This is a genomic window from Erythrobacteraceae bacterium WH01K (assembly GCA_027941995.1).
Taxonomy (GTDB): domain Bacteria; phylum Pseudomonadota; class Alphaproteobacteria; order Sphingomonadales; family Sphingomonadaceae; genus CAJXSN01.
The window spans coordinates 1,684,516-1,699,654 of record CP115966.1; the positions used below are offsets into that span (position 1 = coordinate 1,684,516).

At 63.3% G+C, this 15,139-nt stretch carries 12 protein-coding genes; 7 read left to right on the forward strand and 5 right to left on the reverse strand.

Annotated elements, in window-relative coordinates; all coding sequences use genetic code 11:
* Positions 1–59: 59 nt before the first annotated feature.
* Genes PF049_08340 through PF049_08355 form a run of 4 tightly spaced genes read left to right on the forward strand, consistent with a single transcriptional unit; the run spans position 60 to position 6,691 of the window.
* Positions 60–1,445 (forward strand): TIGR03013 family PEP-CTERM/XrtA system glycosyltransferase, encoded by a 1,386-nt coding sequence (locus PF049_08340; GenBank protein ID WBY15616.1) that lies wholly within the window; start codon positions 60–62, stop codon positions 1,443–1,445.
* A complete protein-coding gene (prsK, locus tag PF049_08345) occupies positions 1,445–3,565 on the forward strand; it encodes a PEP-CTERM system histidine kinase PrsK (GenBank protein WBY15617.1) in 2,121 nt (706 codons plus the stop codon). The genes PF049_08340 and prsK overlap by 1 nt, the downstream gene beginning before the upstream one ends.
* Positions 3,565–4,941 carry a PEP-CTERM-box response regulator transcription factor gene (gene prsR / locus PF049_08350; GenBank protein ID WBY15618.1) on the forward strand — a complete coding sequence of 459 codons (1,377 nt, stop codon included), beginning with the start codon at positions 3,565–3,567 and terminating at the stop codon, positions 4,939–4,941. The genes prsK and prsR overlap by 1 nt, the downstream gene beginning before the upstream one ends.
* 1 nt (position 4,942) lies before the next feature.
* The gene (locus tag PF049_08355; GenBank protein WBY15619.1) at positions 4,943–6,691 is read left to right on the forward strand and encodes a tetratricopeptide repeat protein; all 1,749 of its coding nucleotides are present in this window, start codon (positions 4,943–4,945) and stop codon (positions 6,689–6,691) included.
* Between the two features lie 14 nt (positions 6,692–6,705).
* Here the strand turns inward: PF049_08355 and PF049_08360 are convergent, their stop codons facing one another.
* Positions 6,706–7,773 (reverse strand): DUF475 domain-containing protein, encoded by a 1,068-nt coding sequence (locus PF049_08360; protein ID WBY15620.1) that lies wholly within the window; start codon positions 7,771–7,773, stop codon positions 6,706–6,708.
* An 11-nt stretch (positions 7,774–7,784) separates the two neighbouring features.
* On the reverse strand, positions 7,785–8,657 hold the full coding sequence (gene panB / locus PF049_08365; GenBank protein WBY15621.1) for a 3-methyl-2-oxobutanoate hydroxymethyltransferase: 873 nt from the start codon (positions 8,655–8,657) through the stop codon (positions 7,785–7,787).
* A 146-nt stretch (positions 8,658–8,803) separates the two neighbouring features.
* Here panB and PF049_08370 point away from each other — a divergent pair, with 146 nt between their 5' ends.
* Positions 8,804–10,234: a sodium-dependent transporter gene (locus tag PF049_08370; GenBank protein ID WBY15622.1), complete on the forward strand. Its 1,431-nt coding sequence runs from the start codon at positions 8,804–8,806 to the stop codon at positions 10,232–10,234.
* A gap of 88 nt (positions 10,235–10,322) precedes the next feature.
* On the opposite strand, the gene PF049_08375 is transcribed toward PF049_08370, so the two are convergent.
* A complete protein-coding gene (locus PF049_08375) occupies positions 10,323–10,805 on the reverse strand; it encodes a pyridoxamine 5'-phosphate oxidase family protein (GenBank protein WBY15623.1) in 483 nt (160 codons plus the stop codon).
* 116 nt (positions 10,806–10,921) lie between these two features.
* Between PF049_08375 and PF049_08380 the strand changes: the two genes are divergently transcribed.
* On the forward strand, positions 10,922–11,740 hold the full coding sequence (locus tag PF049_08380; protein WBY15624.1) for a hypothetical protein: 819 nt from the start codon (positions 10,922–10,924) through the stop codon (positions 11,738–11,740).
* An 8-nt stretch (positions 11,741–11,748) separates the two neighbouring features.
* Complete coding sequence (locus PF049_08385; GenBank protein ID WBY15625.1) at positions 11,749–13,356, forward strand: DNA polymerase Y family protein; 1,608 nt, start codon at positions 11,749–11,751, stop codon at positions 13,354–13,356.
* A gap of 89 nt (positions 13,357–13,445) precedes the next feature.
* Here the strand turns inward: PF049_08385 and PF049_08390 are convergent, their stop codons facing one another.
* Both PF049_08390 and PF049_08395 read right to left on the reverse strand, forming a co-directional pair.
* The gene (locus tag PF049_08390) at positions 13,446–14,042 is read right to left on the reverse strand and encodes a phosphoribosyl-AMP cyclohydrolase (GenBank protein WBY15626.1); all 597 of its coding nucleotides are present in this window, start codon (positions 14,040–14,042) and stop codon (positions 13,446–13,448) included.
* A 215-nt stretch (positions 14,043–14,257) separates the two neighbouring features.
* Positions 14,258–15,085: an alpha/beta hydrolase gene (locus PF049_08395; protein WBY15627.1), complete on the reverse strand. Its 828-nt coding sequence runs from the start codon at positions 15,083–15,085 to the stop codon at positions 14,258–14,260.
* Between the last annotated feature and the right edge of the window lie 54 nt (positions 15,086–15,139).

A 15,139-nucleotide genomic window follows, 5' to 3' on the forward strand; every position in this document is an offset into this window, starting at 1 on the left:
ATTCTTCGCCCGTAGCCCGGGAGGCCGATTGAGAAGCCTCCCGGAAAACTGCGCGGACGATGATACGGTTATTCAAGCATTACATCCCGCATGCCGTGCTTTTGCTCGGCCTGGTCGACCTGCTCCTGCTGCTGCTATCGGGTGAATTGGCCTGGCATTTGCGGGCATCCCAGATCGGCACCAGCGTGGGTCCGGTTTCGGGGCGGATCATACCCCTCGCCGGTTTCGCCATAACGATCTGGATCGCGATGATCTCGGTCGGCGTGTACGGATCCGACGCCCTGCGCTCCATGCGCTATGCCTGCGCGCGGCTGCTCGTCGCCATCAGTCTGGGCATCATCGCGCTGTCGGTCATCGATTTTATCGCGCCGGGAGCAACGTTCTGGCGCTCGACCCTGCTTTACGCGATGGGCTTTGCAATCGGCCTTCTCATAACCGGACGCCTGTTCGCCAACAGTTTCATCGGCACATCCGCCTTCAGGCGCCGGGTGCTCGTGCTCGGGGCGGGGGAGAGGGCGGAACGGCTTCGCAAGCTTGCCGACCGGCCCGAAAGCGGGTTCGCAATCGTGTCCTATCTCGCCATGAACGAGGGCGCGCCCGTGGTGGAGGAAGCCATCCCCCGCGCGGCAATCCACGACATGGGAAAATTCGTCGAGAACCTCGGCGTAAGCGAGGTTGTTCTCGCATTGGAGGAACGCCGCAATTCGCTGCCCTTGAAGGACTTGCTCCGCGTCAAGACCCGCGGTGTCCACATCAACGAGTTCAGCAGTTTCCTGGAACGAGAGACCGGGCGCGTCGATCTCGATACCGTCAATCCCAGCTGGCTGATCTTCTCCGACGGATTTTCTTCCGGGCGGATGCTGTCGAGTGCCAGCAAGCGGATTTTCGACATCATCGCCAGCGGACTGCTGCTCGTCCTTACCCTGCCGGTGATCGCGCTGTTCGCATTGCTCGTGAAGCTCGACAGCAAGGGACCGGCGTTCTTCCGCCAGACGCGCGTCGGCCTTTTCGGCCAGCCATTCGATGTCATCAAGCTGCGATCGATGACTGCCGATGCGGAAAAGGACGGGCAGAAATGGGCGGAGAGAAACGACGTCCGCGTGACCCGGATAGGGAAATTCATTCGCAAGGTCCGGATCGACGAACTGCCCCAGACATGGAGCGTCCTGAAAGGCGAGATGAGCTTCGTGGGACCTCGTCCCGAAGTTCCGAAATTCGTCGCCGACCTGGATGACAAGCTCCCGTATTATGCGGAGCGTCACATGGTGAAGCCCGGGATCACGGGCTGGGCGCAGATCAATTATCCCTATGGCGCCAGCATCGAGGATGCGCGGCACAAGCTGGAATACGATCTCTACTACGCCAAGAACTATACGCCCTTCCTGGACCTGCTGATCCTGCTCCAGACACTGCGCGTGGTGCTCTGGTCGGAAGGGGCGCGGTGATGAATGCGCCCATCCTGAGCGCACCGACGCTGATGCTTGCGCTGCATTTTGCGGCCGCCGTCGCGTGCGGGCTCGGGGCTGCCTGGCTTGCGCGCGGGGGAAGGGGCGGATTGCCCGCGCGGACCGCCACGCTGGCGGCCCTGGTCGCAATGGCGGTCTGGGCAGCCTGCGTCGCGGCGTCGGGACCGTGGACCCTCTATTCCGGTCTCGCCGAAAGCGTCAGAAACATCGCCCTCATCATCCTCCTCCACCAGCATTTCGATACGGTGGGGCAAAGGCTTACCCTGCGTCCGATCGTCATCGCGCTCGTCGGCGTGGAGCTGGTACAGACCCTCATTGGCGTTCTTGCACTTGGCTATTACGGTCCTGCTGCCGGACTCCTGCATGCCTCTTTCATCATGCGGATGATGGTCGCGGTGGGCGCACTGCTGCTGGTTCACAATCTCTACGCCGGGATGGGGGAGAAAGACCGGATCGGGCTGCGCTCCGTCGTTTTCGGAATGGCGGGACTGTGGGCTTTCGACCTCAATTTCTACGTCATATCCTTCCTGGTCGGCCAGCCCGCGGTCGAGGTCGCGATCTTGCGCGGCCCGGTTGTCGCGATGGCTGCCCTGGGCTTGGTGCTGGGCTCGCGCCCGGGGGACGAGCCGATCCAGCTACGCCCGTCGCGGGTCGCGGCCTTACAGACGATCTCGCTCGTGGTGGTCGGCGGATACCTGATGGCGATGCTGGCCCTGTCCGAGCTGCTCGCTTTGTTCGAGGGCGATGCGGCGCGGCTGACGCAAATCGGCCTCTTGGTCGGGACGATGGTGCTGGGACTGATCTGGTTGCCCAGCAAGCGAGCGCGGGCGTGGATCAAGGTCATCGCCCTCAAGCACTTTTTCCAGCACCGCTACGATTACCGGGAAGAATGGCTGCGATTTACCCAGACCATCAGCAGTCAGGGTAGCAGCGAGAGCCCGCTCAGGGCGCGGATACTCAAGGCGGTAGTCGACATCACCTCCAGCAAATCGGCGCTGCTGTTCCTGATCGACGAGGACGGGCGGTTTGCCGAAGCGGGTCACGACGGACAGCTCCTCGCGCCCGAAGAAGGCGTTCTCCTTCCGCCGGCGCTCGTGTCGGTGATGGAGCGCGAGGGCGATATCATCGATGTCGATGCCGTGCGTTCGGGTGTCGATCGCGCGGGCGAACTCGCCGCTGTCCCTGATTGGATACTGGATGACGAACGCTGCTGGGCGATCGTTCCGCTGGTCCATTTCGACAGGCTGGTCGGGGCGATCCTGCTTTCCCGCCCGCCGGACAAGCGCGAACTGGACTGGGAGGACTTCGATCTTCTCAAGCTCGTCGGCAGGCACGTGGCCAGCTACCTGGCGGAACAATCGGGTCACGAGGCCTTGATGCAGTCGGCCCAGTTCGACCAGTTCAACCGCCGCATCGCCTTCGTCATGCACGATATCAAGAACCTCGCCAGCCAGCTCAACCTGCTTGCCAGCAATGCGGAACGTCATGCGGAGAAGCCGGAATTCCGCAAGGACATGCTCGTCACTCTCAGAACGGCATCGGGCAAGCTGCAGAACCTGCTCGACAGGCTCGGGGGATACACTGCCGGCCAGGACGGCGTGGTAGAGGCCGTTCCCCTTAACGGGATACTGGCGGGGGTAGAGCAACGGTTCAAGGCCACTGGCAGGCTGAATACCGCTTGCGACAACACGGTCATCGTGCAGGCCAACCGGGAAGGCCTCCAGCAGGCGCTGATCCATCTGGTCCAGAATGCATTCGATGCAAGCGAGGAAACGGACATCGTCCAGCTGGCGGTGTCCAGCGACGCGGTGAACGCGATAGTCGAGGTCATCGACGACGGCGAGGGGATGGAGCCGGAATTCCTTCGTGGCGGACTGTTTCGGCCCTTTGTGTCTTCAAAGAATGGCGGGTTCGGCATCGGGGCATTCGAGGCCCGCGAACTGGTCAGGGCCATGGGCGGAACCCTGGACGTGACGTCGCGCAAGGGGCTTGGCACCCGATTCACCATCAAACTTCCGCTGGCTGGCCCGGCCGGGCTTCTGAGCAGGCTGGACGAGCGGAAAGATCCTGAAATCCCATCAATCAACGAGGTCGCATAATGGCGAATGCGAAAGATAAGGCGCTGCCCAAACTGCTGGTTGTCGAAGACGACGAGGGGCTGCAAGCGCAGCTCAGATGGGCCTATGAGGATTTCGATGTGACCATTGCCGGGTCGCGCGAAGCGGCCATCGCCGCCCTGCGCGCGGAAGAGCCGGCCGTCGTCACTCTCGATCTGGGCCTGCCGCCGGACCCCGATGGCGTGAGCGAAGGGCTCGCTGTTCTCGATGCGATCATGGCGATCAAGCCGGATACCAAAGTCATCGTGGCATCCGGCCACGGCGCGCGGGAGAGCGCGCTGGGTGCGATTGCGCGCGGTGCCTACGATTTCTACCAGAAGCCTGTCGATATCGATACGCTTGGCCTGATCGTACGCAGGGCGTTTAACCTGCATGCCATCGAGGCAGAGAACGCGCGGCTTGCAGACCGGGTCGGGGACGACAAGACGGTTCTGGGCACGATGATTACGGGCGCGCCTGAAATGGCCAAGGTCGCCCGGACGATCGAGCGCGTGGCCAATACCAGCGTGTCGGTCATGCTTCTGGGAGCGAGCGGTACGGGCAAGGAACTGCTCGCCAGGGGCCTGCACGAATCAAGCGACCGCAGCGACCGGCCATTCGTTGCCATCAATTGCGCGGCCATCCCCGAGAACCTGCTGGAAAGCGAACTTTTCGGGCACGAGAAGGGCGCCTTTACAGGTGCGGTGAAGACGACCGAAGGCAAGATCGAACAGGCGCATGGCGGAACTCTGTTCCTCGACGAGGTCGGCGACATTCCCCTTCCTCTCCAGGTCAAATTGCTGCGCTTCCTTCAGGAACGGGTCATCGAGAGGATCGGCGGGCGCAAGCAGATCGATGTCGATGTCCGGATCGTATGCGCGACCCACCAGAACCTTGAACAGATGACCGCCGATGGACGATTCCGCGAAGACCTGTTCTATCGGCTTGCGGAAATCGTCGTGAAGATTCCCTCGCTCGCCGAGCGTCCGGGCGATGCAACGCTTCTGGCGAAAGCCTTCCTCCAGCGTTTCGCGGCCGAGATGAACCCGCAGGTGAAAGGGTTCGCGCCCGACGCCCTGTCCGCCATCGACAGCTGGAACTGGCCGGGCAATGTCCGCGAGCTGGAGAACCGGGTCAAGCGCGCGGTCATCATGGCCGACGCACGGCTCGTCAGCGCAGCCGATCTCGACCTCGAAAGCGAAGAAGACGGTGAGGGCGAGGTCCTGAACCTGAAGGCAGCACGCGAGCAGTCGGACCGCAAGGTCATCCGTCATGCCCTGGCGCGGACCGAAGGGAATATCTCCAGCACGGCCCGCATGCTGGGTATCAGCCGGCCCACCCTGTACGATCTGTTGAAACAGTACGACCTTCAATCCTGAGATGCGCGGCAGGCTTCTCCTCGCCCTGACGGGGGCGCTTGCCCTTGCCGGGTGCGAGGACTCTGCCGAGCAGCAACCGGCGGCAGACGAGGCAGCTATGGCGCTGGCCCGGGGCGATGGATTTGCGGCCGAAGATGCTCTGCGTGAACAATTGCGCTCAGGCGCGGCGCGCGAAACCGTCGCGGCTGCAATGGGCGAGGCGGAATTGCAGCAGGGGCAATTGGCGGAGGCTCGCAAGTGGCTCGGCCCCGGACGCTTCACCGAGGACACTGCAGGTCGGGGTTTCCTGATGCTGGGAAGGCTGGAAATGCGCGCGGGCAATCTGCCTGCCGCGGGCACAGCATACGATCAGGCGCTGAGATACATTCGCGACGACGCCGAATTATGGGTCGATATTGCTCGCCTGCGCTATCGAGGCGGCGAGCAGACACAGGCTGTCGTTGCGGCCTTGCGCGCGATGGAACTCGATCCCGACAACCCGTCGGCCCTGCTGCTGCGTGGGCAACTGGCCCGCGATGCGGAAGGCATGGCTGCCGCGCTCCCTTTCTTCGAGAAGGCGCTGGAACGCCAGCCGGACAATCTCGACCTGCTGGCCGAATATTCCGCCACTCTCGGCGAACTGGGGAGGGCGAGCGAAAGCCTGGCCATGGCCCGGCGGATCGTGAAGATCGACCCGGCGTATCAGCGGGCCTACTTCCTGCAGGCCGTAATTGCCGCGCGCGGGGCGAAATTCGACCTTGCCCGGAAACTGCTTACCATGAGCGGAGACCATGGGCGCGATACCCCTGCCGGCATCATGCTGGGCGGGGTCATCGACATGGAACAGGGCAATCATGCCAGCGCCGCGCAGGCATTCGACAGGTTGAACCGATTACAGCCGGAGAACCGCCAGGTACGCGAATTGCTGGCGCGCTCGCTGTCGCTCGGCGGCAATCACCGTGAGCTCGTCTACCGCTTCGACCGCGAGGCGCGACTGCGCAGCGCTTCGCCATACATGCGTATCATGGTGGCCAGGGCGCATGAGGCGCTCGGCAATCGCGATCTGGCCGCGGCTCTTCTGGACCGCGCGGCCGACCCTCAAGACGATGACCTGGTCGCCATGCAACCGGCTGTGGCGCTGTCGGTGACCGCCACTCGGGGTGTTGGCGATGCGAAGGACGCGCTGTCACTTGTCAGGGGGCGGATCGTTACAGGGGATCGTAGCGGTGCGCTGGCGGCTGCGAGGGCATTCCAGAGGCGCTATCCCGGTTCAGCCGACGCCTTTGCATTGCTGGGCGATGCGTATCTGTCCAATCGGCAGGTCGGTCCGGCATTGCAGGCTTACGAGAAGGCCGCCGGGGTCCGCCGCACATGGCCGCTAGCCCGCCGAATGATCGCTGCCCTTCGTGCGTCGGGTCGCAGGGACGCTGCCATTGCGCTTTGCGAATCCCATCTCGCTGGCAATCCTTCAAACGGCGAACTGGCATCGATGTTGGCGCGGTTCGCTTATGACGCGGGTGACATGGGACGCGCCTCGAGATTGCTCGATCAGGCCATCGGCCATGGTTACGACCGCGATGCGGATGTTCTTTCGCTGAGGGCGATGATTGCGAAGCGTGAAGGCCTCGACACGCTCGCCCTCCAGTTGGCGCATCGTGCCGTTTCCATTCAACCGCAGGGGAGAACCGCGTTGCAGGCGCTTTCCATGGTCGAAGAGGGGGGAACAGCCCGCAGCGCTGTCGCCAAGGCGCGCAAGCTGGACGAGAACTGACCGGCCCGGTCGCTTCAGTCGGCGGACATCGTCTCCGCGCCGGGATTGCGGCGGTTGTACCGGACCGACCACCACAGAGAGATGCCGATCAGGACCGCACCGATAAGACCGGTGATGGTTTCGGGAATGTGCCAGCGCGCCGATAGCAGCATGATGAAACCGAGCGCGATGATCGCCCAGAACGCCCCATGCTCGAGATAACGATACTGGGCGAGCGTCCCTTGCCGGACAAGATGGATGGTCATCGAGCGGACGAACATGGCGCCGACGGACAGGCCCAGCGCGATCACGATCATGTTGTTCGACAGGGCAAAGGCACCGATGACCCCGTCGAAGCTGAAGCTGGCATCGAGTACTTCCAGATACAGGAACCCGCCCATGCCGCTTCGAACGACCGCGCCGGCCGCTTTCTTGCGCGCCTCGGCCTGCTCGATCAGTGCGCCGACGGCGTGCACGGCGATAAAGGTGATCAGGCCGAGGACGGCTGCAGCAAGGAACGTCAGTGCTTCTGGCGCGGGTAGCAGGGTAGAAACGCCGTAGCAGATGAGCAGGACGAGGCCGATTTCGATAGCAGGAACGCTGGAAATCCGCATGATCTTCCGCTCGATGACGGCAATCCAGTGCACGTCCTTGTCGGAATCGAAGAAGAAGGTCAGACCGACCATGGCGAGGAAGGCGCCGCCAAAACCGGCGATGCCGATATGCGCGCTGGATACGATCTCTTCATACCGGACTGGATCGTTCAGGGAAAGTCGCACCGCCTCGACCGGGCCAAGACCGGCCGCAATCGCAACGATGGCGATGGGAAAGACGATCCGCATCCCGAAGACTGCGATCAGGATCCCCCAGGTCAGGAACCGCCTCTGCCATACCGGGTCCATCTCGCGCAGGACCGTGGCATTTACCACGGCATTGTCGAAGCTGAGCGAGACTTCGAGGATCGACAACACGATGACGATCCACAGGATCGACAGCATTCCGCCGACCGTGCCGGTGCTGGCCCATCCATACCATGCGCCCAGCGCCAGACAGACAGCCGTGAAGGCGAGCGAAAACGTATAGAACCGAAGCAGGGTCTGCATGGGATGGGTGCTTATTTCTTTGGCTGGTAGGTCTGTTCGTCGCCCGGGAAGCTGCGGTCTCGCACTTCGGCGGCGTATTGGGCAGCCGTATCGGATATAACGCTGGCGATGTCTCCGTATTTCTTTACGAAGCGGGGCACGCGCTCGAACATTCCCAGCATGTCTTCGGTCACCAGCACCTGCCCGTCGCATTGCGCGGATGCCCCGATCCCGATGGCGGGGGCGGATACGGCCTTGGTCACCTCGATAGCGATGGGTTCGACCACGCCTTCTATGACGATGGCGAAGGCACCCGCTTCGTCCAGGGCCTTGGCATCGCCGATGATTTTGTCGGCTTCCGCATCGCTGCGACCGCGCGCCATGTAACCGCCAAGAACGTTGACCGCCTGCGGCGTCAGACCGACATGGCCCATCACCGGAATGCCGCGCGAATTGAGGAATTGCACGGTTTCCGCCATCGCTTCACCGCCTTCCAGCTTCACTGCGGCGGCGCCGCTGGCCTTGAGCAGCATCGCCGCATTCTCGAACGCCTGCTCGGGCGATTGTTCGTATGACCCGAAAGGCATGTCGACGACGACGACCGCGTGATAACTTCCGCGCACGACCGCAGCGGCGTGGTTCGCCATCATGTCCAGCGTGACGGGAATGGTGGAGGGCAGGCCGTAAATGACCTGGCCCAGCGAATCCCCGACCAGCAGCAGGTCGCAATGCGCGTCCAGAAGCTGGGCCTGCCGCGCGGTATAGGCGGTCAGCATGACGAGCGGTTCTTCCGTCACCCCGTCCGTCTTGCGCGCCCTGATCCGCGGGACGGTCAGGCGCTTCATCGGGGCAGGGGTCGGATTGGCCCGACTGGTCGAGGTGTCAATCTGGAACGTTGTGGACATGGGCAAGCGGTTAGCGATGCGGGAGGCGATTGGCAAAGGTCGATAAGGCGCGGCGTGCCACTTGGCGTGGGCGCGGAATTCTTGCATGACCGATCGCCAAACAAGAACATGCAGGGCCGGTGGTCCTGCGTTGGGAGAATATACAGATGGCCGTAGCACCCGGAACCACCAGCAAGGAGGGCTGGTCGTCCCGATCCGCATTTATCCTCGCCGCCATCGGCGCGGCTGTCGGACTGGGCAATATCTGGCGCTTTCCGACGCTGGCGGGGGAGAACGGGGGCGGTGCCTTCGTCCTGTTCTACATCGGCTGCGTGTTCCTGCTCGGCCTGCCGCTGGTCCTGTCGGAGATTTTCATCGGCCGCGCCGGCCAGACCGACGCCGTCGGGTCCATTCGCAAGGTTGCGCGAGAATCGCGTGCTTCGGAAAAATGGTCGATCTTCGGCGGTATCGGGGCCTTGGCTGCATTCCTGATCGTCTCGTTCTACTCGGTGGTGGCCGGTTGGGTGCTTTACTACGTCGGCGTGATGGGGGCCGACCTGCTGCAGGCGATTGCTGCCGGAGACCCTTTTCGCGGCGCACTTATGGGTGAATCGCAGGAAGCCATCCAGGGCCGCATGGGCGATCTGTTCGCCAACCCGATGCTGCTCCTGGGGATGCACCTTGTCTTCATGGGCGCGACGCTGTTCATCGTGGCGCGCGGCGTCAGCGGCGGGATCGAGAAGGCGGCGACCATCCTGATGCCGGCGTTCTTCGTGCTCCTTATCGGGATTACCATCTACGGCGCAGTCGTAGGCGATATCGGCGAGGCGGCAGCCTTCCTCTTCACGCCCGACTGGTCGCTTCTGACCCCGCAGGCGATGAACGAAGCGCTCGGGCAGGCGCTGTTCTCCCTGTCGCTCGGTGTTGCAGGGCTGATTACCTATGGTTCGTATATCCGTGAAAATTCCGGTCTCGGCAGCACGGCATTGACCATCGCGGTGGCCGATACCAGCGTCGCGCTGCTGTCTGGCCTGATGATCTTCCCCATCGTCCTTGCCGTGGGTCTCGATCCCGCAGCAGGCCCTACGCTGGTGTTCCAGTCGCTGCCCTTCGCGTTCCAGACGATGCCGGGCGGGGCGCTGATCGGCTTCCTGTTCTTCGTGCTGATCCTGGTGGCCGCGGTGACCAGTTCCATCTCCTTGCTGGAAGTGCCGACCGCCTGGGGCATCGGGGAACTGGGCTGGAAGCGGACGACGTCTTCGCTGATCTTTGGCGGCGGGGCCTTCCTGATCGGCATCGCCTGCCTGCTGGGCTACAATGTATGGGCGGATGTGCGCCCGCTCAGCTTCTGGTCGATCTTCGCCGAAACCGATATCCTCGATACGATCGACGGGTTCACGGGCAAGGTCATGCTGCCGGTAGGTGCGCTGCTCACAGCACTTTTCATCGGATGGAAGGCCGACAAGAATTTGCTGAAAGTGACCACGGGCCTGTCGTCGGGATCGTTTGCGATCTTCCGTTTCCTGATTGCATGGCTTTGCCCGCTCGCTGTTGCGATCATCCTGGTGACTGGTTTGTTCCCCGGCGTCCTCGGGTAAGGCTGCTTCCGGAGGCCGGTCATCGGTCTTGCAACGAAAAAAGGGCCGCTCCCTGCAGGGGCGGCCCTTTCTTTTTGGTTCGATCGGATCAGAGCGTCGTTTCGGTGTGTTCTTCGCGTGCTTCGCCGCGAACGTCCTTGCCCATGAGCATCTTCGCCGTGGTCAGAACACCAAGGTCGCTGTTCCAGATTTCGGCCTGGCCGAGTTCCATGCGCATCATCAGCAGGTTGGGATCGTCCTTGCCGCCGGGGAACCACGCTTCGACGATGTTGTTCCACTGTTTTTCGAGGCGCTCGCGGCTCGTTTCTTCGATCAGCGTCCCTTCGAAGCGAGCGAACATTTCATGACCCTTGCCGGCGAAAGTCGCAATGGCGGGACCCATATTGGCGAGATGATGATCCTTGGTGGTGAAGAACCAGATCTCGCTGTCGGCATCCTTGTCCAGCTGCGCGGTCATGACGACGGCGTTTTGCGGATCGCTCTTGCGCTCGAGGAAAACGAAGGGGGAATCGGCCAGTGCCTTCCAGAAATCGTGCTTCAGGTCTTCGCTCTTGTTTTCGTCGTAATGCATTGTCGTCTCCTTTTGAGAGACCAACGGAGCGGGGGTAAACTTGGTTCCATGCGGGGCGGTAGCGTTGCAATGCGGTCAGGTATGGAACATAATAAGAACATAAGAGTCGATTCGTCATGCCATTGCCTTCTCTCGACAGCCTGCCGGAAGCGGCAAGGCTCAGCAGTGCGGAGCTTTCCGCGCTGACCGCTTCGCGCGCCTCGCACTGGCGCCCGGGGCTTGGGGCCGCGCAGGGCACGGCGCATCACAGCGAAGTCTTCGCCAGCGGGCGCGACGGGGCGGGTGCAGGTCTCGCACTGGCACTGGCGCTCGACACGATGCGCACACGTGCTGCCGAACGCGAAGCCGATCCTGCACGCGAGGCAGAGGACCGCCGGGCGATCCTGTGGGTGCAGGACAAGTGCGCAATTCGCCTGACCGGACGCCCCTATCGGCCGGGATTGCCGGAAGAGCTTCAGGGACGGATGATCCACGTACGCGCCGAAACCGCGCAGGATGCGTTGTTCGCGCTGGAAGAAGGGGTGCGATGCCGCGATCTGGCCTGTGTGATCGGCGAACTGGGCGGCAATCCGCGTGCGCTCGATTTCACCGCGTCGCGCCGCCTGAGCCTGGCAGCAGAGCGGCATGGCGTACCGTTGTGGCTCGTCAGGATCGATGCTGCGCGCGACCTGTCCTCGGCCCGGCTCCGGTGGGAAGCCCGCTCCGCTCCGTCGCCTGCCCCGCAATGGAACCGTCAGGCTCCCGGTGCCCCGGCATGGGCGGCCGAACTGTTTCGCGCGCGCAGCCATGCACCCGGTGAATGGACGCTTCGGGAACATGGCGGCACGCTGGTTGCAGGTCCGAAGTACAAGGACGGCGCGACCGTGGGGATGAAGCTGGCGGCCAATATCAATACCGGTCCGATCGACGGCCCCGGCAATCTGGTCGCGCTCTGAGGTGGACAATGCAGCCGCCTTCCGATCCCTCGACCCCTCCGCGCCGCATCCTGTCGATCTGGTGTGCCCGCCTCGCGCTCGATCGCTGGCGCACGGCGCTGCAATGCGAACCCGGAGAAGGCGCGGATAGCGAACCGGTCGCGCTGATTAACGAAACGGCGCACGGCCCGCGGATCGATGCTGCCAATGCGGCAGGCGTCGCAGGTGGTGCGCGGGGCGGCATGATGCTGGCCGACGCCCGCACGCTCTGTCCGCAATTGCGCGCCGTTCCCGGCGACCCGGCAGGCGATCGCGAATTGCTGGAAAACCTGGCGGCATGGTCCCGCCGCTGGGGACCATGGTCGGCGCTGGACCCTCCCGACAGCCTCCTGGTCGACGTGACCGCTGTCGCGCACCTGTTCGGCGGCGAGGAAAAGCTGCTTGCCGATGCCCGCGACTGCTTCGTGCGGCGCGGCCTCGCCGTACGGCTCGCCATCGCTCCCACGGCAGGGGCGGCATGGGCGCTCTCGCATTACGGGCGGGCACGGACGGGCGAGGCGGGCTGCATCCTTGCACCGGGCGACGACATCGCCATGCGGCTGTCCGATCTGCCAGTCGCCGCGCTGAGGCTGGATGACGACGTGCTGACCGTGCTGCGCCGTCTTGGCCTCAAGACGCTGGGCCAGATGACCGGGGTGGAGGATGGCGGAAACGGACGCGACGCCATCCAGCGCCGGTTTCGCAACAGGCGCAGCCCGGCCGCCAATCCGCTGATCCGGATGGACCAGCTGACAGGCCGCGTGCCCGAACCGCTCTTGCCGGTGGTTCCGCAGGACATGCCGCTGGCACAGCGCCGGCTTGCAGAGCCGATCCGCCACCGGGAGGCGCTGGATCACGTGCTGGACGACCTGGCCGCAGACATGGTCCGAGTGCTGGAAGGGCGGGGCGAGGGCGCCCGCCGCCTGGAACTGGGCCTGTGGCGGGTCGATGGCGAGGTAACGGTGCGCCGGCTCGAATTCGCGGCCGCCACGCGCGATGCCGCGCATATGTGCCGCCTGTTTGCGGAAAAGCTGGACGATATCGATGCAGGTTTCGGGATCGAGACCATGCGCCTGCGTGCCAGCTGGTCGGAACCGCTGGACGCCGCACAGGCGGACATGGAAGAAGCCGCGCAGGATCACGGCACATCGCTGGCCGCCTGCATCGACCGCTTGGCCACACGGCTTGGGCCGCGGGCGGTTTCGCGGCCCGTTCTCCATGCCAGCCACCTGCCCGAACGGGCACAGCGCTGGAGGCCGGCGCTGGAAGCGGAGCCGGTGCATCAGCAGGAGCTGCGTTTTCACGCTCGCCCTCTGAAACTGCTGGACCGGGCAGAGCCGATCGCGGTGTTGTATGCCACGCCCGACGGTTATCCCCGCCGCTTCCAGTGGCGCGGGAATGTCCACGAAGTCGTGCGGGTAGAGGGGCCGGAGCGCATTGCGCCCGAATGGTGGCGTGAGAAATCGACCGTGCGCCTGCGCGATTATTACAGGATCGAGGACAATTCCGGCCGCCGTTACTGGATATACCGCCATGGCCTGATCGGCGACGGCCGTGGCGGATTGCCGGACTGGTACCTGCAGGGACTCTGCGCCTGACCGGTTTCCATCCGCGCACGAAAAAGGGCGCGCCTTCTGCAGGAAAAGCGCGCCCCATGTCTCGGTCCGGTCTCCGGACGCGTAGGCCTTTAGCCGCCGCTGTAGGGGATGGTCGACTTGTGCACGGTCATCCGCAAATCGCCTTCCGCATCGCGGATATAGCCGATGGTGTATTCCACCTTCACCTCGTCGCCGCCGTCAGCGGGCGTGAAGTAGTAATTGCCCATCGCCACGGCCATGTGACAGATGTTGTTGGTAATCCCGGCATTCTGCCAGCGAACATCGGTCCATGGCGTGATGGCAAAACCCTTGTCCTCCGGATAGGACGAGTTTCCGCCCACGAAGTAGGACAGCGCCCCGTCGAAAGAAGGTCGGAACTGCTCGATCGACGCCAGCGTCGGCTTGAACAGGACGAGGCTCTGATCATAGGCGTAGAATTCGCTGATATGGTCGGCTGCGGCCTTTTCGTAGTCGCCGCCAGCGGAATAGACCTTGCCGATATTGACGATACCTTCGCCCCAAGCCTTCTGCGCGGCGACCACTTCCTGTTCGGTGATGCACTGCAGCTGCGCCTCGGTCGGCTGCAGATCCTGTCCGGTGCCGACCGGCTGACCGCCGGTCTGGGCCATGACTGCCACGGGCGAGACGGCCATGGCCGTACCGATAAGAGTAGTGAGAATTTTCAACGTTCAATCTCCAAGACCTGCCGCACGCGCCAGCGACGCGGGCGGCGATTAACCTTGGGGCCGAATGTCAGTGATTGCCGGCCCCGTTCGTTACGTCCGACATCACGAGCATTGCTGCTCGCCAGAGGGGCCCGGTCCGTGGTTCGATTACGCACAGGCAAGGAGCGGGTTCCCGAAAAACCGGAAACCCGCCCCTGGTAAAGTTCGCTATCCGGTCAGTTGGCTGTGAAGAACTCGACCAGGTCGTCGCTCAGTCGCTGTGTCTGCGTAGCGAACACGGCGTGGGGCTGGCCGTCATATTCGATAAGCGTCGCACCTTTGACCTTCTCCGCCACCTGGCGCCCGGTGGCATCAATCGGCACCGTCTGGTCCTTCGTGCCGTGGATCACCAGCGTCGGCACGGTGAAGCTGGCGAGGTCGGGGCGGAAGTCGGTCGTGGCGAATGCTGCGGCCGACTGCATCGTCGCCCACTTGGCGCTCATCATCGTGGTCATCCAGGCCCAGTGCTTCTCCTGGTCGCTCACCTTGTTCGACAGGATGCCATCGCCGTAGAAGTCCTGGAAAAAGCCCGTGAAGAAATTGCGATAGTCGGTCTTCATCCCCTCGGTCATCTCGTCGAAGGTCGATTGCGGCACACCGTCGGGATTGTCATCCGTCTTCAGCATGTACGGCACGACCGAACTGACAAGGGCGACCGCGCTCACGCCCTTGCCGTCATGACGGCTCAGATAGCGGGCGATCTCGCCGCCACCCATGGAAAAGCCGGCCAGACCGATATTGTCCCCAAGTCCGAGGTGAGCAATGAGATCGGCCAGGTCGTCGCTGAATGTGTCGTAATCATAGCCGGTCTTCGCGTGGTCGCTGCGACCGAAACCGCGGCGGTCATATGCGATGGCCCGCATGCCATTGTCGGCCATTGCCATCATGACCGGGTCCCAGCTGTCGCTCGAAAGCGGCCAGCCATGGATCAGGATGATCGGACGGCCTTCGCCCAGTTCCTTGTACCGGATATTCGTGCCGTCGCGCGTGGTGAAATACGTCATGGTGTCTCTTCGGAAATAGTCTCGTTTCAGAGAGAAGGTGGCAAGGGGAGAGGT